At 61.0% G+C, this 20,800-nt stretch carries 21 protein-coding genes; 18 read left to right on the top strand and 3 right to left on the bottom strand.

All coding sequences use genetic code 11. From position 1 onward, the window contains the following. The first annotated feature begins 91 nt into the window (after window positions 1-91). The 17 genes from SPYCW_RS17810 to SPYCW_RS17890 all read left to right on the top strand — a co-directional run bounded on the left by SPYCW_RS17810 (window position 92) and on the right by SPYCW_RS17890 (window position 18,265). On the top strand, window positions 92-1,435 hold the full coding sequence (locus tag SPYCW_RS17810) for a TolC family outer membrane protein (protein ID WP_172595547.1): 1,344 nt from the start codon (window positions 92-94) through the stop codon (window positions 1,433-1,435). After that, complete coding sequence (locus tag SPYCW_RS17815; RefSeq protein ID WP_120217873.1) at window positions 1,432-3,654, top strand: type I secretion system permease/ATPase; 2,223 nt, start codon at window positions 1,432-1,434, stop codon at window positions 3,652-3,654. Before SPYCW_RS17810 ends, SPYCW_RS17815 begins: the two co-directional genes overlap by 4 nt. Next, entirely contained in the window at window positions 3,651-4,907 is a 1,257-nt protein-coding gene (locus tag SPYCW_RS17820) for an HlyD family type I secretion periplasmic adaptor subunit (RefSeq protein WP_120217874.1), read from the top strand. Before SPYCW_RS17815 ends, SPYCW_RS17820 begins: the two co-directional genes overlap by 4 nt. Beyond that, window positions 4,904-6,670 carry a hypothetical protein gene (locus tag SPYCW_RS17825; RefSeq protein WP_145986013.1) on the top strand — a complete coding sequence of 589 codons (1,767 nt, stop codon included), beginning with the start codon at window positions 4,904-4,906 and terminating at the stop codon, window positions 6,668-6,670. The genes SPYCW_RS17820 and SPYCW_RS17825 overlap by 4 nt, the downstream gene beginning before the upstream one ends. Then, complete coding sequence (locus SPYCW_RS17830) at window positions 6,667-7,272, top strand: aspartyl/asparaginyl beta-hydroxylase domain-containing protein (RefSeq protein WP_120217876.1); 606 nt, start codon at window positions 6,667-6,669, stop codon at window positions 7,270-7,272. The genes SPYCW_RS17825 and SPYCW_RS17830 overlap by 4 nt, the downstream gene beginning before the upstream one ends. Window positions 7,273-7,473: 201 nt before the next feature. After that, the gene (locus tag SPYCW_RS17835; protein WP_145986014.1) at window positions 7,474-7,884 is read left to right on the top strand and encodes a hypothetical protein; all 411 of its coding nucleotides are present in this window, start codon (window positions 7,474-7,476) and stop codon (window positions 7,882-7,884) included. Beyond that, window positions 7,881-8,159 (top strand): hypothetical protein, encoded by a 279-nt coding sequence (locus SPYCW_RS17840; RefSeq protein WP_120217878.1) that lies wholly within the window; start codon window positions 7,881-7,883, stop codon window positions 8,157-8,159. The genes SPYCW_RS17835 and SPYCW_RS17840 overlap by 4 nt, the downstream gene beginning before the upstream one ends. Window positions 8,160-8,365: 206 nt before the next feature. After that, on the top strand, window positions 8,366-9,292 hold the full coding sequence (locus tag SPYCW_RS17845; protein WP_120217879.1) for a D-alanine--D-alanine ligase: 927 nt from the start codon (window positions 8,366-8,368) through the stop codon (window positions 9,290-9,292). Window positions 9,293-9,338: 46 nt separating this feature from the next. Beyond that, window positions 9,339-10,361 (top strand): hypothetical protein, encoded by a 1,023-nt coding sequence (locus tag SPYCW_RS17850; RefSeq protein WP_197715645.1) that lies wholly within the window; start codon window positions 9,339-9,341, stop codon window positions 10,359-10,361. A gap of 23 nt (window positions 10,362-10,384) precedes the next feature. Beyond that, window positions 10,385-11,176, top strand: coding sequence for an O-methyltransferase (locus SPYCW_RS17855; RefSeq protein ID WP_120217880.1), 792 nt, complete (start codon window positions 10,385-10,387; stop codon window positions 11,174-11,176). Between the two features lie 251 nt (window positions 11,177-11,427). Next, window positions 11,428-12,738, top strand: coding sequence for a UDP-N-acetylmuramoyl-tripeptide--D-alanyl-D-alanine ligase (locus tag SPYCW_RS17860; RefSeq protein WP_120217881.1), 1,311 nt, complete (start codon window positions 11,428-11,430; stop codon window positions 12,736-12,738). Between the two features lie 157 nt (window positions 12,739-12,895). Then, window positions 12,896-14,839 carry a serine hydrolase gene (locus tag SPYCW_RS19085; protein ID WP_172595548.1) on the top strand — a complete coding sequence of 648 codons (1,944 nt, stop codon included), beginning with the start codon at window positions 12,896-12,898 and terminating at the stop codon, window positions 14,837-14,839. 178 nt (window positions 14,840-15,017) lie between these two features. Beyond that, window positions 15,018-15,758 (top strand): LuxR family transcriptional regulator, encoded by a 741-nt coding sequence (locus SPYCW_RS17870; protein ID WP_232014759.1) that lies wholly within the window; start codon window positions 15,018-15,020, stop codon window positions 15,756-15,758. A 107-nt stretch (window positions 15,759-15,865) separates the two neighbouring features. Next, window positions 15,866-16,492 (top strand): acyl-homoserine-lactone synthase, encoded by a 627-nt coding sequence (locus tag SPYCW_RS17875; protein ID WP_120217883.1) that lies wholly within the window; start codon window positions 15,866-15,868, stop codon window positions 16,490-16,492. Next, the gene (locus tag SPYCW_RS17880; RefSeq protein WP_120217884.1) at window positions 16,489-17,373 is read left to right on the top strand and encodes a phytanoyl-CoA dioxygenase family protein; all 885 of its coding nucleotides are present in this window, start codon (window positions 16,489-16,491) and stop codon (window positions 17,371-17,373) included. The genes SPYCW_RS17875 and SPYCW_RS17880 overlap by 4 nt, the downstream gene beginning before the upstream one ends. Further along, entirely contained in the window at window positions 17,370-17,984 is a 615-nt protein-coding gene (locus tag SPYCW_RS17885; RefSeq protein WP_120217885.1) for a GntR family transcriptional regulator, read from the top strand. The genes SPYCW_RS17880 and SPYCW_RS17885 overlap by 4 nt, the downstream gene beginning before the upstream one ends. A 53-nt stretch (window positions 17,985-18,037) precedes the next feature. Then, window positions 18,038-18,265: an EexN family lipoprotein gene (locus SPYCW_RS17890; RefSeq protein ID WP_120217886.1), complete on the top strand. Its 228-nt coding sequence runs from the start codon at window positions 18,038-18,040 to the stop codon at window positions 18,263-18,265. A 141-nt stretch (window positions 18,266-18,406) separates the two neighbouring features. Here SPYCW_RS17890 and SPYCW_RS17895 read toward each other — a convergent pair whose 3' ends face one another. Both SPYCW_RS17895 and SPYCW_RS17900 read right to left on the bottom strand, forming a co-directional pair. Continuing rightward, window positions 18,407-18,796 carry a PIN domain-containing protein gene (locus tag SPYCW_RS17895; RefSeq protein ID WP_120217887.1) on the bottom strand — a complete coding sequence of 130 codons (390 nt, stop codon included), beginning with the start codon at window positions 18,794-18,796 and terminating at the stop codon, window positions 18,407-18,409. Next, entirely contained in the window at window positions 18,793-19,038 is a 246-nt protein-coding gene (locus SPYCW_RS17900) for an AbrB/MazE/SpoVT family DNA-binding domain-containing protein (RefSeq protein ID WP_120217888.1), read from the bottom strand. The genes SPYCW_RS17895 and SPYCW_RS17900 overlap by 4 nt, the downstream gene beginning before the upstream one ends. A gap of 161 nt (window positions 19,039-19,199) precedes the next feature. On the opposite strand from SPYCW_RS17900, the gene SPYCW_RS17905 reads away from it, so the two are divergent. Beyond that, window positions 19,200-20,132, top strand: coding sequence for a nucleotidyltransferase and HEPN domain-containing protein (locus SPYCW_RS17905; protein ID WP_120218389.1), 933 nt, complete (start codon window positions 19,200-19,202; stop codon window positions 20,130-20,132). 190 nt (window positions 20,133-20,322) lie between these two features. Here the strand turns inward: SPYCW_RS17905 and SPYCW_RS17910 are convergent, their stop codons facing one another. Next, on the bottom strand, window positions 20,323-20,667 hold the full coding sequence (locus SPYCW_RS17910; RefSeq protein WP_120217889.1) for a hypothetical protein: 345 nt from the start codon (window positions 20,665-20,667) through the stop codon (window positions 20,323-20,325). Window positions 20,668-20,800: the final 133 nt, after the last annotated feature.

Consider the following 20,800-nt stretch of genomic DNA (forward strand, 5'->3'; position numbering starts at 1 on the left):
GTTCATGATCCTAAAGTCAAAATTTGGGAGTGCCGGGCGGAGGCCCGGCACTCCTTTTCTCCCAAGAACAAGCAGTATCGAGGATAGCCGGGTGGCAAAGTTCAAACCCGCAATCCGCTTGACCGTCACCGGCGGGATCGCGCTTTCCATGAGCGTCGCCGCGGTGATCCCGGCGTCGGCAGAGGCCCAGGATGTGGCGCCTCTCAGGGCTGCGCAGCAAGCGGTGCTTACATTGGAATCGGCCGTGCAGGACGCGGTCGGATGGCATCCTTCAGTTGATCGGGCCATCGCCGCATTGTCGGCGAGCGGCCAGGAAATCGAGGAAGCCAAGGCAGGATATTATCCCCAGATCAGCGGCGGTATCGGTCCAAGCCTGTCGGTCGTCGGCGGAACGAGCTGGCGCCCGCGCGCGACGCTCTCCGGCACGCAGATGCTCTATGATTTTGGCAAGGTCCGCAGTTCGGTCGATGGTGCAAAGGCCGGCGAGAGAGTCAGCCGCGCAGAACTGCTGCTGGCTGTAGACGGGCTGGCCCGCAACACATCCTTCGCGGTCATCGAGGTCCAGCGATATCATGCGCTCCTGACCGTAGCTCAGGAACAACTGGAAAGCCTGAATGCGATCAACCGCCTCGTTCAACTGCGTGTGCGGCGCGGCGCCAGCACGCGTTCCGACGGCACACAAGCCACTGCGCGCATCGACTCCGCGCGCGCGACCATTTTGCAAATCACGGCCGAGCTCCAGCGCTGGCAGAGCAATCTGCGCTATCTCGTCGGGCGGGAAGGCTCGGCCGATGTCGCCCCCGATGTTCCCGTCTGGCTGAACCGGGCCTGTCAGGTTGGCAATCCGAACTGGGACGAGGTGCCCGCGATCATGCAATCGCTCGCGCAGCGAGACGAAGCACAGGCGGCCTATCGCGGCGCGCGCGCTGCCCGCCTTCCGACCGTTTCTTTGGGCGCCGAAGTCGACACCGACATGCGCGATCCCTTCTCGCAGCGGAATGACGTGTCCATCGGCATCACCGTCTCGAGCAGCCTCTATCAGGGCGGAGCCCGGAAGGCGCGTGAACGGGCATCGTTCCACGCGCTGCAGTCGGCGGACGCAGCGCTCGCCGCGGCGCGCCTCGAGACGCGCCGTACCCTGGCCGAGGGCCAGGAACAGATCGGCAATCTGAAAGAGCGGATCGAAGCCATCGGTCAGCGCCGCGCGAGCATGCAGGAAACCGGCATGCTCTATCGCCTGCAATATTTCGAGCTGGGGACCAGGACCCTCCTGGATCTGCTCAATGCCCAGCAGGAACTCCATCAGACCCGCTTCGACGAAGTGAATGCGGAGCACGATATGCGCCGCCTGGGCGTCGAGTGCCTCTACTCCAGCGGCGCGCTCCGCGACGCCTACGCGCTGACCGGCACGGTCGTGCGGGGGGTGATCCTATGACCAATGTGAATGACAACCGGCCAAACATCGCGCCGGTCACCGCTCTGGCCGAACCTGCGGCCACCCCGTTCCCCGTCGAAAATTGGGTTTCGGCGCTGCGCGTCGTCGCCGATTATTATGGACTGCCGATGTCGACGCAGGCCGCGACCTTGTCGGGCCGCTGGGACAAGAGCGAGGACGAGCAGGAGCGGCTGCACAATCTGGCCCGGCAATTGGGGCTGAGAGTTCGCTTCGAAGATCCACAGGCGTTCGACCTGACCGCGTCGGGCTGGCGGTTGCCGCTCGTGGCGGAACTACGCAGCGGGCAGCTCGCCGTGGTGCGCGCACTCGACGGTGAAGGCGGAGCGCAGTGCGCGCTCGTCGGTGACGACGGGCTGGAGACGACACTGTCTGTCGCCGAAATGACGGATGGCCTGCGCCGCGTCGTCATCCTTCGACCAATGCGCCAGGCCCCCGACGCGCGGGTGGACGCCTATATCGAGCCGTTCGACGGCCATTGGCTGCGCAAGATCGTGCTGCGCGACCTACGCCCCTACGGCCATGTGATGCTGGCCTCGCTGGTGGCGAACATATTGACGCTGGCGAGCATCATCTTCTCGATGCAGGTCTATGACCGGGTGGTGCCGTCGGGCTCCTATCCGACGCTCTATATCCTCTTCGGCGGGGTCTTGCTCGCGATCGCGCTGGACTTCATCTTGCGGCGCGCGCGCATCAGCATCATCGACAAGCTCGGAAAACGGGCGGATATCCGTCTGTCCGACAAGGTCTTCGGTCATGCGCTGAGAGTTCGTAACCGGGCGCGCCCGACCTCGACGGGATCCTTCATCTCCCAATTGCGGGAGCTGGAGCAGGTCCGCGAAATGCTGACCTCGACCACCGTCGGGGCGCTCGCGGATATCCCCTTCTTCCTGATCTTCCTCGTCGTTTTCTGGTATCTCGGCGGCGTACTCGTGCTGGTGCCCATAGGCGCCCTCATCCTGCTCATCATTCCCGGGCTGCTCGCGCAGAGGAAGCTGCGCGCCTGTGCACAGGAAGCGATGCGGGAGTCCTCGCTGCGCAATGCGCTGCTCGTCGAGACGGTGCAGGGCATCGAGGACATCAAGATGCTCCAGGCGGAGGAGCGGTTTCAGCGTCAGTGGAACCACTACAACGCCGTCACCGGCGAAGCGCAGCTCAAGCTGCGGCATGTGACGAACAATCTGACGACCTGGACCGCAAAGGTGCAGGGCGGCGTCTACGCTTCGACCGTGTTTTTCGGTGCGCCTTTCGTGATGGGCGGCGACATCACCACCGGCACGCTGGTCGGCCTGTCGATGCTGGGATCGCGCATGATGTCGCCGATGGGGCGGGTCACGCAGGTGATGAGCCGCTACCAGCAGGCGCGCGTCGGGGTGAACAGCCTCAACAACATCATGAAATTGCCGGTCGATCACCCAGAGCGGGAAAGCCGGATCCACAAGCCCGCGATACGGGGCGACTACCAGCTCAACACCGCCATGTTCCGTTATGGCGACGAGAAGTCGCCGGTGGCGCTCGCGATTGACAAGCTGCGTATCGGACAGGGCGAGAAGGTCGCGCTGCTGGGACGTAACGGCGCCGGAAAATCGACGCTGATCCAAGCGCTCTCCGGCCTGCTCGAACCCGCGGTGGGCGAGGTTTTGCTGGATGACGTTGCGCTGGCCCATATCGACCCGGCCGACGTTCGTCGCGACGTCGGGATGCTGACCCAGAATGCGCGGCTGTTCCACGGCACGATCCGCGACAACATCCTGATGGGAGCGCCGCAGGCCTCCGGCGAGGAAATGTTGCAGGCCCTCACCATGGTCGGGGCGGAAAGCTTCATCCGCCGCCTGCCCAAGGGGCTGGACCAGGTGATTCTCGAAGGCGGCAATGGCCTGTCAGGCGGACAGAAGCAGGCCTTGCTCCTCGCGCGGCTGATCATCCGCAATCCATCGATCGTGCTGCTCGATGAGCCGACCGCCGCGATGGACGAGGCGACGGAGCGCCAATTCATCGCACAGTTCGGCGAATGGTGCCGGGGGCGGACCCTGGTGGTCGCGACCCACCGAACCCGGGTGCTCGATCTCGTCGACCGCGTGATCGTGATCGATGGCGGCACCATCCTGCGGGACGGCCCGCGCGAACAGGTGATGAAGGGGGCAAGCGCAGCACCTCGGAAAGCCGCACCAGCATCCTCGGTAACGAAAGCCAAGCCATGACGACTAACAAGGAAAACGGCTGGCGTGCGCTCGCGATCCGGTTCGGCATTGTCAAAGAGCGGAAAGCCGAACTGGCCGGTGAGGACGCCGGCCATGTGTTCGGCGAAGATGATGACGTTGGCCTGACCCGGTCGAGCCGGGTGGTGCTGATCGTCTTTGCGGGGTTTGTAGCCTTCCTGCTTTGGGCCTGGCTGGCCGATCTGGACGAGGTGTCGACGGGAACCGGACGCGTCGTGCCGACCATGCGGGAGCAGGTCATCCAGTCGCTCGAAGGCGGGATCCTCGCCGACCTCAAGGTTCGTCAGGACGATATCGTCGGGCCGGGCCAGATATTGGCGCGCCTCGATCCGACCCTGACCGAATCCAATGTCGATGAAACGGCCGCCAAATATCGCGCGGCGCTGGCAAGTGCCGCGCGGCTAGCCGCAGAGGTGAACGGCGCATCGCTGAACTTCCCGAAGGAACTGAACGGCTATTCCGATCTGATCGCATCGGAAACCCGGCTCTATCATAGCCGGCGGGACAGCCTCGCCCAGTCGCTGCGCTGGCTTCAGGAAGCGCTGAAGCAGACCCGCTCCGAACTCAACATCAGCGAATCGCTGATCTCCGTGGGCGCGGCCAGCAATGTCGAGGTGCTGCGCCTGCGGCAGAAGGTGGCGGACCTCGAGCTTCGGCGGGCCGACCTCCAATCGCAATATATGGTCGCCGCGCGCGAAGAGCTCGCGAAGGCCAATGCCGAAATCGAGACGCTTTCGGCAACCGTCAAAGGACGCACCGATTCCCTTTCGCGTCTCATCCTTCGTTCACCGGTCCGTGGAATCGTCAAGAATATCGAAGTGTCCACCGTGGGCGGCGTCATTCCGCCGGGCGGACAGATCATGGAAATCATTCCGCTTGACGATCAGTTGCTGATCGAAGCGCGGATGTCGCCCCGTGACATTGCCTTCATTCACCCCGGGCAGCGGGCGACGGTCAAGATCACCGCCTATGATTATGCGATCTACGGCGGCCTCGAAGGAGCGGTGTCGAGCATCTCGCCCGACACGATCCAGGACGAGGTGAAGCGCGACGAATATTATTACCGTGTCTTCGTTCGCACCCGGACCAACGCGCTCGTCAACAAGGACGGCAAGCGCTTCCCGATCGTTCCCGGGATGGTCGCGACGGTCGACGTGCACACCGGCAGCAAGACGGTGCTCGACTACCTCCTCAAGCCTCTGAACCGCGCCCGCGAGGCGCTGCGCGAACGATGAGCCGCGCAGCCCTCCGCTCCGGCGCGGAAGCCGCCCGTCGCGATGATTTCAATGAGTTCCACATGACCGATGATGTGATTTCCGTTCTGCTCGACCCGATCTTCCTCCGCCTGCAGGACGTTGCCGTCCCCGTGGGAGAGGCCGGGTCGGAATATATCCTCTTCTTCTCCTATACCGACAGCCACACCCGCGCGCGGGTCGAGACATTCCGGGGGCAGACGCTAGCCGATGCCTGGCGCCGGGGAACCGCGCGGCTGCGCAAGGTCGCGGCAAGGAATCCGGACGCCATTCGCTGGTTGCGCATCGATATCGTCGACGAGATGCGCCAGAATGACTGGGGAACGCTGAAACGGCAGCTTACCCAGGTGAAGCGCAATTATTGCCGGCAGGGCATTTCGCTCGATCCCAATTGCCGCCACGCTTTTCTGGAAACCGAAATCAACGCCAACGCCATGTTCTACGGCGGCCCCAAATATTCGCATTGCGTCGTCAATGAGAAGAACTTCGTGCGCTATGCCCGGCGTCGCCATGGGCTTGCGAGCGTGGATTTTGGTGACGAAACGCCCGTATGGATGTTTTCATCCCGCGGCTTCTTCATCGACAAGGATAAGTCCCATGCGGTGCATGAGATTGCCGGTCCGGGCAGGTCTGCAGGCCGCCGCATCATCGAACCGTTGGACGAGGATGTTCTTTCAGCGCTGATCGAAAGCAGCAGCACTTTTCTGGCCGGACAGGTCGGGGAGGATGGCTGTTTCATCTATGGCTGGCACCCCTGCTTTGACCGGGAAATCCAAGCCTATAACGGTCTCCGGCACGCCAGCACCACCTATGCGATGATCGAGGCCTGGGAGGTAACGAAGGATGAGGCGTTATGGGCCGCGATCGAACGCGCGCTCGCCTGGCTCCGCCGGGAGGCGATCCGCACAATAGCTCTACCCGACGGCACCGAAGCGGCGTTTCTCGTCGACGTCGGCAATGAGATCAAGCTCGGCGCCAATGCGGTGGCGATCCTCGCCTTCACCCGGCATGCCGTGGTGACGGGATGCACTGATCATCTTCCGATGCTCGAAAAGCTCGCCCTGGGTGTCCAGTATATGCAGCGCAGCCGGGATGGCTCCTTCGTCCATGTGCTGAACTATCCGGATCTCACGCTCAAGGAAGCGTTCCGCACCATCTATTATGAAGGCGAGGCCGCCTTCGGATTGATGCGCCTCTACAGCCTGACGCGCGACGAGCGCTGGCTGGAAACGGTGGTGAAGGCCTTCGAGCATTTCATCGCGAAGGAGCATTGGAAGCACAACGACCATTGGCTGAGCTACTGCGTCAATGAGCTCACCCGCTATCGTCCGGAGGAACGCTACTTCCGCTTCGGCATCCAGAATGTGCAGGACTATCTCGATTTCGTCCTGAACCGGATCACGACCTTCCCGACCCTGCTCGAGCTCATGATGGCTGCCCAGGCGATGCTGGAACGCATCGGTGAGATGCCGGACATGCGCCACCTGCTTGATGAGGTCGATCTGCCGAAGTTCCACCGCGCGCTCCACTTCCGCGCGCGCTACCTTCTGAACGGCTATTTCTGGCCCGAGCTGGCCATGTTCTACGCGAATCCCCAGCGCATCGTCGGCAGCTTCTTCATCCGCCACCACGCCTTCCGTGTCCGCATCGACGATGTGGAGCACTACCTGTCCGGAATCGTGGCGTACCGCAGCAAGATTGCCGGGAAAACCAGTCAAATCGAAAAGGAGGAGGTTTCGTCATGAAGTCAGAGAATTATATATTCGCCAAGCTCAATGGATTTTCGGCGGATGTGGACCGGCTCAAGAAGCATTTTCTTGAAGAGGTGACCAGTGTCGACCCAATATTATACAAGGACAATAACGTTAAATATTATGGTTGGGCGGTTCTGAGCCGTGACGGCAGTCTCGAAGACGGCATCAAGCGAATATCAGCGAGCGTAAAGAGCGTTCGCGGCGTGACGCCGACAAAAATCTGTTCGGGGTATCTGCTGGAAGTCATCCAACGCCTGAAAGAAATGGGTGTGGCGCCCTATCGTGCGCGTCTGATGCAGCTCGAAGCGGAAGGCGACGAAATGCCCTTCCACACCGACGCGGCCAAGGAAACCTGGCGCCTTCACATCCCCATCGTCACCAATCCGGACAGCCTCTTCGAATGGCGAAGGGAGGATGGCGAAATCGAGTCCGTCCATCTCCCGGCGGACGGCTCGGCGTGGTTGGTCCGCGTTGACGTCAATCATCGTGCCATCAACAGAAGCAAAGGCCAGTCGAGCCGGGTTCATCTTCTGATGGGATGTGGTGACGGGCTGAAGCAGGGCATGCTTTCAGAGCCCGCTATCCAGCTCTGACATCGATCGGCCAAGCTCGTGCGCCACCGCGTGCTTCAGCAAATCTGCCCTTTTCCTTGGAACAGCCAATGCATGTTGGCCTGTCTAGTGTGAATGACCATGTCGACACCAAATAGCAGCCGCTTCCGGCGTCAGTCTGTGACGAGAGCCAGGCGAGGGCGGCACGATACTACTCAGAGCTTTCTGGAAGCCGTCGAGCGCTTGGAGAAGGCAGTCGGTTCCCTGAGCCATCTGATTGCCGATCACGCTCAAGCAGTCGCGAGTATGGCGTCTGGCGAGGTTCGCGCCGACGTCCAGAGCGATGGCCCAAGCATCGAGGAAATCGGTGACGTATTCGGGCTGCCCAGAAGAGGGCCTGCGCGTATCGTTCATGCCTTGGCGCAGACGGGCGGCGAGGTCATCCCAGATACTGAGCTTTGCGCGCTCATTGGCTGTTCGATGCCGACGCTGAAAGTCTATACCAGCGAGGCACGCACGGCGCTCCACGATCTCGGGATAAAGGGCGGCATCAACCGGGAACGTGGGCGCGGTTATTATATGCGGCGCAATGCGATCCCGAGCCTGATCCAGCTATGTGCTACCGCACGACGCGGACGCGGAACGTATCGATGATCGCGCGCGATCCCGCTGAGTATCGCGCCATCCCCGCAAGTGATGAGCGTTTCCGCGAGGACCTGTTGCAGGAATTTTTCGAGTTTCGGAAGGACGCGCGCCTCCACCTGCGGAGCATGGACAGCGGCCTATCGATCTTCCGCGGAGAAGCAAACGCCTATCAGCGAACATTTACGTCAGCGACGCGCTGGATGCGCTCTCTGCTTCTGATCCTGATCGCCCTCCACATCATCGCGATTGGGCTCATGATCTATCTGATCGCTGCCGATTCATGAATGCTGCCAGCCTTCACGCAGTTCGCTCGAATTCGACAAGTCTACTGATGGCGTGGCGCGATCAATGCAAATTGTTGAGGAGCTTTGTCACGACGGGCCGGGTTCGACGGGGCATCGCGAAGAGAAAATGGGAACGACGGTGAAATGATTGAAGAATTTGGTTCCGCTGCTTTGGGCATCGGTTTGGCCATGATGCGAGAATTGCAATGACAAGCAAGCATATTGCCGTGCTTGCTGGAGGCTTTTCAACGGAACGGGAAATCTCTCTCGCTTCTGGTGAAGGCTGTGCCGCTGCGCTCGATGCGGAAGGCTATCAGGTGAGCTTTGTCGATGTTGGGTATGACATCGCCGAGGTTCTTGCCAAGTTGAAGCCCGACGTCGCTTTCAATGCACTTCACGGTCCTTTCGGCGAGGACGGCACCATTCAGGGCATCCTCGAATATCTGGGCATCGCCTACACTCATTCGGGCGTCCTCGCCTCCGCGCTGGCTATGAACAAGGAGAAGGCCAAGAAGATCGTCGCGCTCGCAGGCGTGCCGGTCGCCGAATCCCTCATCGTTGATCGCCGATCGATCGGGAACGCCCACCCTATGGCGCCGCCCTATGTGGTGAAACCTGTCAACGAGGGATCGAGCTTCGGCGTGATCATCGTGCGGGACACGGGCGAACAGCCGACACGGATTTTCGGCGCTGAGGATTGGGGATTCGGGGATAGCGTCATGGTCGAACGCTATGTTCCCGGAAGGGAACTCACCTGCGCCGTCATCGGCGACAAGGCCCTGGATGTGTGTGAGATCATCACTGCCGGGCATGCCTTCTACGACCACGATTCCAAATATGCCCCCGGCGGGTCAGAGCATGTCGTGCCGGCGAGAATTCCCGATGACATCGCTGCGCGGATAAAGGATTTGGCGCTCACGGCGCACCGCGAGATCGGGTGCCGCGGCGTCAGCCGATCGGACTTCCGCTACGATGACCGGGCGGTCGGTGGCGGTGAGATCATCTGGCTCGAAATCAACAACCAACCCGGCATGACGCCAACTTCGCTTGTCCCGGATATCGCCGCAAGGGCAGGCATGTCCTTCGCCGAACTCGTTCGGTGGATCGCAGAAGATGCGTCGTGTCCTCGGTAGCATCGGACAAGAGCGCCCCCATGCAAGACGCGCGAGAGTGGCTGGCATGCTGAGGATCCGCTTCCGGCGATGGCTTCCCGCCACATTGCTGGCTCTCACTTTCGGCACGAGCGGTTCGATGGCGGCGCCATCGGAGACGGAACCGCTGCGCTGGAATGTTCCTGCCGAGCAAGCTGAATGCCCGGCAGGCGATACTGCCGTCTGGAGTCGGTATCGCGGAGGGCGCGATTGCATTCGCTATTTTGCAGCGGGCGATCTTGATAGCGCGCCCCTCGCCATGATCGTCTTCTATGGCGATCGAACGTCGAGGGCGCGCCGCGACCCTTCCATGATCCCGAACAATACGGTTCGCGCCCAGCGCGCCTATGCCGCCCGTCTATCAACCAGGTTCGGGTTGCCGGTGATCATTGTCGCAAGGCCGGGAACATATGGATCGAGCGGCAATCATTTTCATAGGCGGCAGGCGGCAGAATTTCTGGCCCTGAATGGAGCGCTGGACGCGATCCGCAAGCGCCATCGCATTGGTCGCTTCGTACTCGTCGGGCAGAGTGGCGGGGCAACGGCGGCGGCTGCGCTCCTAACGCTCGGCCGTACGGATATTTCCTGTGCCGTACTGACGTCCGGGGCTTACGCGTTGGTGGAGCGGGCCGAGTTCCTGCGCAGGCAAAATGGACTTCCCTCGCGTCCGGGGCGCGATGAGACGGGCCTTCGGAACCCCTATGACCCGCTGGCGTATGTAAGTGGCATCGCCCCCGACAAGAACCGCTTGATTATCGTCATCGGCAGTCCGGAAGACCGGTTGACGCCGTTTCGTTTTCAGAAGGAGTTCGCGGACGCCGTCGAGGCGCGGGGTCATCGCGTGCGCCTGACAGAGCACGCAGCGCCGCCGCCTCTCCATCATGTTCTGACCGGCGTCGGTCTGAGAACTGCCGCACAATGTGCAACCGGCGGAAGAGGGCGAGGCGCCACAGTCGAGACCCTGTCCGGTCGCTCGCAGATCGTACCCAGCAAAGCGCCTCGCGGCCCTAACGGTCAAATCAGAAATATCCTTAGCGCAACGGCATTATAATAATTTAATATGGGAAACAGATAATGGACAAGTATAAATCTCTAATGGATCTGAGAGAGCTGACGGATAGAATCGGACCTTACTATGGCACCGAAACCAGGAGCATGTTCCTATATTGTCTCATTAAGATGCACAAACCCACTCGCGTGTTGGAGCTGGGAACGGGTTTTGGCATTTCGGCTTTGTGGATGGCTCGTGCTCTCTGGGAAAACGGAAGCGGGACCGTTCATGTCGCCGATCGGGGCTTTGTGTTCGACGAGAAGAAGAGCAGCCTCTTTCGCCCTGACGAACTGAAGCCGACCTTCCCCGAGTATTTTGATGCGATGGTTCGCCGGCACGGCTTGGAAGATCATGTCAATTTCATAGAGACGTCATTCCCTCCTTACCCTGCCCCGGAAGCCGAGCTCGATTTCGTTTTCTCGGACTTCAAGCATGGGCCGGCGAATTTGCTGGAGATTCTGGGTTTCTATCTCCCGAAAATGGCGAGCGTATCCAATTTCTTCATCGATTCTGCACCTTCCCTTTTCGGGTCGTACATGATGCTCCAGGAGCTCATGGCTATGTTCAGTCGCGGACAGGTTCCGGAATTGTTGCTACAACGAACCGCCCCCGGCGAAGTTGAAAAGCTAAGGCAGTTTGTTCAGACGCACAGCATCCAAGCAATTCCCGTAACGGAAAATATCGATCGTAGCCAGAATTCCTTCATGTGGCTGCGCATTCAGCCGATTGATGTCATGCCGAGACCGCTTCATCATTACAGACTGGACGACAAATATTATATGTCGTCGAAGCGGATAAATCGCAACGTCGATTGAAAGGGCCTGGGCTTGGCTGACGAGAGACCCGGCCCGGCCCCCCAATGCCGTCTGCCATCTGACTGCCCACAGGCTGAGCGAGCCGGCAGTCGGCATCGGAGAAATAATGATCCCGATAGCGCGAATGGATCGCGGCGACCAAGCAGGAGGATTAAGTGGTCGAAGATATAGCGAATTGTGGCTGGTCCTCTGCAGAATTGGAAGTGGTGGCAGGCGGAAGATGGGTCGTGCGTCCCGACGATGGCTGGAGAATGACCGGTGTCTGCGCCGACGTGACGCAATTCACTGAAGGCCAGATGCTGCTTGCTCGGGCGGGCAAGTACGGACTGGGTCCTTCTGTGATCGGCAAGCTTCATTCGAGATCGACCGGTATCATCACCGAAGCGGCAGAGGCCTATACCGGCTATGGCGTTCCGATCCTGGAAATTGCTGACACATTCAAGGCCGTGACGGCGCTTGCCGTCGCCGCGCGCGAGCAATTTCCGGGATGCATGATCGGAGTGACCGGCAGCGTCGGCAAGACCTCGACTGTCGCGATGGCCGCTCATGCGCTTTCGGGCCTGGGGAAGGCCGACAGAAGTCGGACTTCGGCTAACTCGCCCTATGGCATCGCCTGGAATCTCGCCTCGATGGACCGAGCCGCTGATTTCTGGGTCCAGGAGATGGCGATTACAAAGATGGAGGTTTGTTCGCAACTTGTGCGGCCCGACGTCGCGATCGTCACTGCGATCGCCCCTGCGCATACTTCCCGCTTCGGCTCGACCGACGACATCGCCCGTCTCAAGGCGCGCATCTATGAAGGCATGGTCGCCGGCGCGATCGCCGTCATCAATGGCGACATGAACGAGGCGGGCATCTTCGAAGCTCTCGCACGCGATGCTGGTTTGCGTATCGTGCGTTTCGGCGAAGGCGAAGGAAACGACGCCCGGCTTCTCGGCCTCGAGCGCTCCACCGTCCATGCCGAGATTTTCGGCACGATCTGCTCGTTCGCGCTCGGTGCGCCAGGGCGCCATATGGCAATGAACGCGCTTGCGGTGCTCGCGGCGATCGCTGCCATGGGACGCCCGGTCGAACCGGCAGCGGCCCGACTAGAGAGTTTCGAGGCGCTGCCAGGGCGAGGCAGGCGCAGCCAGCTCCTCTATGAAGGCAAGTCGATCGAAATCTGGGACGAGGCCTTTAACGCCAATCCCGCCTCGATGCGGGCAGCGCTCAAGGTGATGCGGGATGCCAAGGACGTTCTGGCGGAAACACGCGTGCTGGTGCTCGGCGATATGCTCGAGCTGGGGCCCGGCGCGCAGCAAATGCACCTCGAGCTCGAAGCGGATATCCGTGCCATTGCACCTGATCGGGTATTGTTCTGTGGCCCGCTCATGCAGCCACTCGCGAAGCGCGTGCTGCCGGATTTCAAGGGCTGCGCCTTTCCCGATGTGCAGGCGCTCATCCAGGACATTCCCTATTGGTTGAAGGATGACGACGTCGTCCTGGTGAAGAGTTCACATGGAACCGGGCTTGGCAAGCTCGTCGCCCATTTGACGGCAAACGCGCGCACCGGGGCAGTGTGACAATCTCTGCGTCCATCGTGCAGCTGCGCCGCTGTGCCTCGGGAGTGATCAGGTGCAGTCAGCCTCGCGAGCATGTTTCTCATGTCGGCGTCGACGTGGCCCGGGGCCGGATCGTTGATCCGGTATCCGGGACGTGAGTTGAGGGCAGGAGCCGGCTTTGGGCATTTTGATAAGAACCGTCCCCATCTCGCTCAGCAGATGCTGGCGCATCGTCAAATGGACCTGCATCAAATATTCCTATCGTCTTCTGGGATGGCCGAGGATCAAGAGCACTCTCGACGCCGATCTCGAGACGCTCGGTCCATTCGACAGGCTCCGCCCGACCCCGCTCTCCATCACGATAGGTAATACACCGTTCCCGGCAGAAGAGGCGCTCCATGGAACGACGGCAACGCCAGAGCTCTGTGCACGGGTTCCTGACAGCCTATGGGTCGAGGTCGATGGCCAGGGAGAGTGCATTCGTTACTATGGCCATGGCCTGAAGGACGGTGAGAATCCTCAGCTACTCGTCTTTCTGGGTGGCGATCTTCTTTTTACGGCCAGCAATGGCGTGCGTCACATCGCTCCCTCCTATCAGTCACAAACCCCCGCCCAGCTCCAAGAGGCGATGGCCGACTGGTCGCATCAGGCCAATGCGCCGGCTCTGTTTCTGGCGCGTCCCGGCATTTATGGATCCTCTGGCAATCATCACTTGCGACGGGAAGCCCGCGAGATCGCCTTGATCGACCGGGCGCTGGATGCCCTCAAGAGCCGGTTCGGTATCGGCGCCTTCATTCTTGCCGGTCAATCGGGAGGCGGAGGAATCGTGGCGGCATTGCTCGGGCGCCGGCGGGATATTGCTGCTGTCGTCCTTTCCTCTTCGCTGCTTTCCGTCAGACAGGCGGCCGCGCATTGGGAGTTCCAACGCGATATTCCCGGACGCTTCCTGCGCGACGCGCGAAGACTCTACGATCCGATCGAAGATATAGAGCGGATTCCGAGCGACCCAGCCCCCGCCATTTACGTGATTTCGGACCCCGAGGACCAGGCCGTCTCCTTCAGCCTTCAATTGCGCTATGTTCGCGCGCTGCGCGAAGCCGGGCGCGAGGTGCAACATATCTTCGCACATGCCCCCGCTCCCGCCCATCATGTACTGACCGGACATGCGCGGCTGGCTGCCGCATTAATCGCTCGGGGGGAGACGGCGCGGAACATACGAATCCAACTGGGCCGGCTGGACCGGCAAATTCTTTTCCAGGACCAGCAGCCTGCGGCACCGCGCCCCTTCCGGCTCTACAGCCCACCCGCGATCGAAGCGCAAAGCGCCATCTGCCTGAAGGTGGGAGATGGAGAAATTGGCGAGGTGCTGTTCGAAAAATCGCCGAACCGGCGACTGCCGCCTGCTTCGCTCGTCAAATTGATGACGGCGCTTCTCCTCCACGGGCTGATAGAACGATTTGGGCATTCCTCGACCGACTATCTGGCCATTGAGGAGGCGGATATCGTTGGCGGATCGGGCCGTAACGTGGAGCCGGGGGAGCGGATCAACTACGGCGATGCCTTTGCCAATCTCATGCTTCCGTCGTCCAACATCACCGCGAATGCGGTTGCGCGAACATTCGGGCAATTGCTGCTGGATGCCGACGGCCTTTCTACGGGCGGCCCCCGGGCACGCTTCGTTGCCGAGATGAACGCAAAGGCCAGTTCAGTTGGAATGGACCGCACGCTGTTCAAGAATCCCAGCGGTGTGCCCGCGCGCGGGCAGATGACGAGCGCTGCCGATATGGCAAAGCTCATGCTGGCCGCAATGAAGGTGCCGGCGATCACAAGTTGCTGGGGGAAACCCACCCACGTCATGCGCGTGAAGGGCCAGAAGCTCCGAAATCAGAAGATTGTCTCAACGATCAAGGTCGTGAACGACTATGACGTGCTTGGCGGGAAAACGGGGACGCTGCTACCGGGCTGCTACAACCTCGCGCTGGTGTCGCAGGCACCCAACGGAGAGACCATCGTCACCGTGCTCCTGCGGGCGCCTGACCCCCAGGCGCTCTATACGGACACGCGGCGCATTCTCGATGCGGTCAAGCGAGGCCGGGATTGGCCGCTTAAGTCGCCGATATGAAGTCTATGTGCACCCGCCGAGATCCAGACAAGCGCCAATTCAAATCAAAGGGATTTTCCAGCAGGACATCAGGTACGGCGTGAGACAAGAAATCTGGTGTCCACCAGTCGAAAGGCGATCCGCGCGCTGCGGGTTGGGAACGCGCGCGCGGTCGTGACGGGGCACTATGAGACTTAATTTGGTAGAGTTACTTGGAGATTCGATACTGACTGCGCCTTCCATAGACGACCTGCATGAATCGCTGGCGCGGGCGACCCGTGACATGGGCTTCGATCATTTTGCATTGGCACTGGAGACCGGAAGCAGCAGTGATAGCGGTGCATCCGTGTTGGTCCATGATTATCCGGCGAGCTGGGCCGATGTATATATAAGTCTCAATCTGGCGGCGACAGATCCCGTGCGCCGCGCGGCTGAACGCAGCATATTGGGCTTCAGGTGGCGTAACATGCGCGACCTGATCCCGATGACCGAGATCGAGGAAACCACTTTCGAAACTGGCCGGCGCAATGGCCTTGCCGACGGGTTCACCGTTCCGCGGCACCTTCCCGGCGATGTCACCGCGTCATGCACATTCGTGACCGGCACCGGGTCGTCAATCCCCGAGGCCATGCTGATCGTAGCCGAGATGCTTGGCGCAATGGCAATTTCCAATGCGCGACGCATTTCTGGATGGAGGGGCCAAACCGAACCCGCCAGACTGACAGATCGGCAGCGCGATTGTGTGCTGTGGGCCGCGCGAGGAAAGACCGATTGGGAAATCTCACGAATTCTTGGCATCAGCCGGGGCACGGTGATCCAGCACCTCAAAGATGCTCGCGAACGCTATGACACGCACAAGCGTGCGTCGCTGATCCTTTGCGCCTTGTACGACGGCCTTATCAGCTTCGCCGACATTTTCCGCTGGTTGGCTCGACGCTAAAGATCGATTCTCAGGCCTTCGACCGCGGCCCTCCCCATTTCTTGGTATAGGCGGTTCTTAAGCCGCGATGTTCTCTCGCGCTGGGTTCAACCAGCGGAGAAACGATCATGCCAGAGAGTATAGGGGGAGAGATCGACGTCAGCGAGGACGGCGCGCTGCGGGCAATGTTCCGGGCGCGCAAGGAGGTCTTCGTCGATCTTCTGAAGTGGGATCTTCCGGTCCTCGCCGATCGCTTCGAAGTCGATCAGTTCGACACGCAGGCGGAATATCTCATCTTGCTTGAGAAGGGCATCAAGCACCGCGCTTCGGCGAGATTGCTGCGGACCGACAGGCCCCATCTGCTCGGCGACCTCTATCCATTCCTCTGTGCCGGGCCGGTGCCGACCGGGCCGACCATTCGGGAGATCACTCGCTTCTGCCTCGACCGACACCAGAAGGCGGAGGAGCGGCGGAGCGCGCGCAACCAGCTCGTCACCGCGCTGGCGGAGTATGCCCTGGCGACCGGTATCAGTGCCTATACCGGGGTGGCTGAACGGCACTGGTTCGAGCAGGTCCGGCAGTTCGGCTGGGCTTGCGAAGGGCTTGGTCAGCCGGTCCAGTGCGACGGACGCTGGCTGACCGCGCTTCGCATCGAGATCGATGAAGAAACGGTCGCCGGGCTGAAGGCGACCGGTGTTTACGAGCAACCAGGACTGACTTTGGCGGCCCATCGGATCGGAGGACAGGGGCAATGAACGCGGCCACATTCAGCCGGTCTGTCGGCAGTCACTGGACTGCGCAGTTGCTCAGCGAAGGCTATTGCATCATTCCCGATGCGCTGCCCGCCCGGATCATTGCAGGTCTCGAAGCCGATCTCGATCCCGTCTTTGCCGCTACCCCCTTCTGCAAAGGGCGCTTCTACGGCGAAAGAACGAAGCGGATCGGCGGCCTGCTCAAGCGTTCGGTCCATGCCAGCGCACTCGTCCTTCAACCGACGATCCTGGCGATGGTCCAGGAGGTACTGGGGGCCGCCTGCGACAGGATTCAGCTCAACGTCGCCCAGGCGATCGAGATCCATCCTGGAGAGGTGCGCCAGTTTCCACACCGCGATCATGACATGTGGCAGGGCGAGAAAGGGACTTACGAATATCTGGTCAATGTGATCTGGCCGCTTTCGCCCTTCACCTGCGAAAATGGCGCGACGCTTATCTATCCGGGGAGCCACGGAGCGGATGGCATGGCGCGCGCGGATCCGGGCGAGCCCATCGCGGCCGAATGCGGCGCTGGTTCGGCGATCTGCTTCTTGGGCTCCACGGCGCATGGCGCCGGCGCCAATCGAACCGCGGATGTACGGCGCGGTGTTGTGATCGGATATAGCCTCGGCTGGCTCAAGCCCTATGAGAACCAATGGCTTGCCTACCCGCCGCAGATTGCCCGAGGCTTTCCGCCGGAGCTGGCGGCACTCGCTGGATATGTGCAGCATCGGCCCAATCTCGGCAATTATGAGGGACAGTGCCCCTCGATCCTGCTGGGCGAGACGGTGCCGGAGCATATCGGTGCGATCGATGCGCTCAGACCCGATCAGGAAGCGATGATCGCGCAGTTCAGCGATCCGCCTCGGGAGCTGGCACCTTGAGCCCGGCCTTTGTCCTCGAGCCGACGTACGACACGCTGAGGCGCAGGATCCTCACCGGCGCCTGGCCGTCGGGCCATCGGATCGAAGCTGCCCGGCTCGCCGCGGAACTGGGCGTCAGCGTGACCCCGGTGCGCGACAGCCTGAACCGACTTGCCGGCGAACGACTGGTGCATGCCTCGCCGGGCGCGGGCTATCAGGTGCCGCTGCTGGATGAGACCGAACTGCGAGGGCTTATCGACTGGCATCACGGATTGGTCGCGATCGCCCTCCGGTCATCGGAAGCGGAAGCGATGGGTGTAACGATCCCGCAAGGCCATGATGGCGTTGGTGAGCGGACAGCACTGCTGTTCGCGTCGATTGCCGGTGTGGCGCGCAATCGCGAGCTCGACTGGACAATCGCCAACGTGGCGGCGCGGCTGGGGGCATACCGGCGCCATGAGGAGGTGGTGCTCGGCGATGCCGTTGCCGAACTGGAACAGCTCGAATTGCTGGCCCGCGAGGGTGATCGGAACCAGCTTGCGCAAGCGGTCGAGCATTATCATGGCCGCCGTCATGCGGCAGCAGCCGAGCTCGTACATGCCGCGCGATCTGCAGACTTTCCGGATGAATGACGGCAGCCGTGTAGATCGCCTACGCAACATATCTGACGAGGGAGATCGTAACGATGAAGAAAGTGATTTTGGTTGTGCTTGCCGCCGCCCAAGGGTTGGCGGGCTGCGGCAAAGCCGAGCCACGAAGCACGCAGTATTTCGCGGAGTATCTGGACGAGGCGCGCGAAATCGTCGCTGGCTGCCGTGACGGATCGACGCGCGGGCAGGAATGCGAGAACGCAAATCTGGCGGTCGAGGAGGCCGATGCGAAGGAACGCTTCAGACGGTTCAGAGGCCGATAAGGGCGTGGTTTGGGACGAGTGGCAGCTTTGTAGGCCGCTCCCCGTGCGGACCGCGAATGCGGCGATTGGCGGCTCTATTCACCGCAGACAATGCGGTGAATAGAGCGCATAGACGTATCGCTGGCGCTCGAGAAATGCAGGTTACCGAATGACCTGCACGGTCACGCCAGCGGCGTCCGCGATCATCCGCCACCTCTTGTCCGCCGTGAGCGCGGGCAGACCGTCGCGCAGCGCGAGCGCCAAGCAGAATCGGTCGCCGAGGGACAAGCCCGCCTCGGCCGTCACGGCTCTCAGCCTTCCGGCGATGGTTGCGAGAGCCTGGTCCGCCTCGACAATGGTCATCGGCAAGGGATGCAGCATGGCGTCGACTTCACTTGCAGGCATGCCCGCATAGATGAAATGGCTCACCACCTCGGCATAGTTGACCGAGGTCATCCGCGATGCGGCGATCGCATCGGCCACCTTTCCGGCTCCGGCTTCTTCCTTCAGCAATGCCAGCAGCGCCGACGCATCGAGAACGGCTTCGCTCATTCGCCCGAGTCCTCGCGGCGGCCCGCAAGGAACGCATCAACCGACGCCTCGGGCTTCCCGGCGGTATATTTTTTCGCGAGCGCCTGCGCATGCGCGATCGACTGGGCAACGGTTCGCAGGATCACGCCGTCAGCCGTCTCCTCGACGAGCAGCGAGCCGCCGCCTGCAAGGCCCAAGCGTTTTCGGATATCGGCAGGCAAGCTCATCCGGCCGTTCGGCGTGATCGTGACCTGAACCGTCATCGCGTACCTCTTAAATCCTACGCTCCGTGCGTGTCGAAGCCAATCGTTGCCCAATGGCGTTGATATGCCATAAATTGCCACTCATGTCGCGATTCAATTTTTGAGGCATAGTGCGTGTTTCATGGGTGCAAAGCGCGCCCTGTGCTGTTAGGCTGTCAATGATGCGAACCGAGCTTGAACATCTCCCTGCCAACAAGAGGCGCGAACTCGAGCGCGTCGTGCAGATCATCTTCGAGGAGTTCGACGACGCGCTGGCGCTTGCGAAGCATCAGTGGAAGAAGAAGGGCCGGATCGAGAAGATCATCCTCTACGGCAGTCATGCGCGCGGCGACTGGGTGGACGAACCTTATACCGCCAAGGGCTACCAGTCCGATTTCGACATTTTGATCATCGTCAACGACAAGCGCCTGACCGATCGCGTCGATTACTGGCTGAAGGTAGAAGACCGGCTCAATCGCGAACTGGCGATCACGCACACGCTGCGCACGCCGGTGAACTTCATCGTCCATACGCTGCAAGAGGTGAATGACGGCCTTGCCCATGGCCGCTATTTCTTCATGGACGTGCGGCGTGACGGCATCGCGCTCTATCAGTTCGACGACAGCGAACTGCATGTCGCCAAGCCCAAGACGCCCGAGGCGGCGCTGGAGATGGCGAGGGAATATTTCGAGGAATGGTTCCCCGGAGCGATGCGCAAATATGACTTCGTAAAATTTGGGATCGAGAAAGGCCATCTGAAGGAAACGGCGTTCGAGCTGCATCAGACCACGGAAACGCTTTATCACTGCGTTCTGCTGGTGGTGACCTTCTACACGCCGCATGTTCACAATCTCGGCTTCCTCCGGACGCAGGCCGAGCGGCTCGATCGTCGGCTGATCGATGTCTGGCCGCATGACCGGCGCTTCGACCAGATCGCGTGGGAGAAGCTCAAGGAAGCCTATGTGAAGGCGCGCTACTCGAAGCATTACCGCATCAGCGCTGAGCAACTCGAATGGCTCGCCGCACGCGTCGAGGAACTGGGCGCCATCGTCCACATGATCTGCACCGAACGTCTCGCCGCCCTCGAGCTGGACGTCGCGCGGGAGGGATCGTAACCCTTCCGGGCCGGGACGCGCGCGGCCCGGTCGCCGCAACGCGGCGATAGAGCCCGACGGCCGCAAGGCCGTCCCGCCCCTCATTTGTCGCTGGTTGCGGGTGCGGCACACCTGACCGTGTCCTGGAGGCCGCCTTGCGGGAAGCTGCTGCGGGGTGCTGATAGCCGCTCTTTGCGAGGAGTGGTGACGCTCAAGTACTTGAGGAGCCTTCACGATCGGACCGCCATTCCCTCGCCTTCTGCAGTTCCTCACTCATTCCGCCATCCCAAACGCCCCGTGTCTGACGCCAGCAACAATAATCTAAGAAAAAATCGTGACGTTCATCGAATAGCCAGTTTGCCCAACCAACGCTCAAAACATCTTGAGACATATCGCCAAACGCACTGCCAAAAGCTAAATCCCCCCAATGGGACAGCTCTGGATAGAACTTGCGCAAGGCTGCGATCTCCTTCCGCATTTCATCGCTGTATTCGCCTGGATCCAGCTCATGACCATGGGCCACGAACGTCGCTGCATCAAAAGTAAACTCGGTCATCGTTCAATACCCATTCTTCTTCATACACAAGAACGGCGAGTGGTTGATAGGGAACTCGTTCGATGGAGGCTGCGCGATCTGTCTACTCCCAATATACCGGCTTGAGCCAGCGCGCCCTTCAACTGGTACGGTC

Origin of the sequence: Sphingopyxis sp. EG6 (assembly GCF_003609815.1) — a bacterium.
Lineage (GTDB): Bacteria > Pseudomonadota > Alphaproteobacteria > Sphingomonadales > Sphingomonadaceae > Sphingopyxis.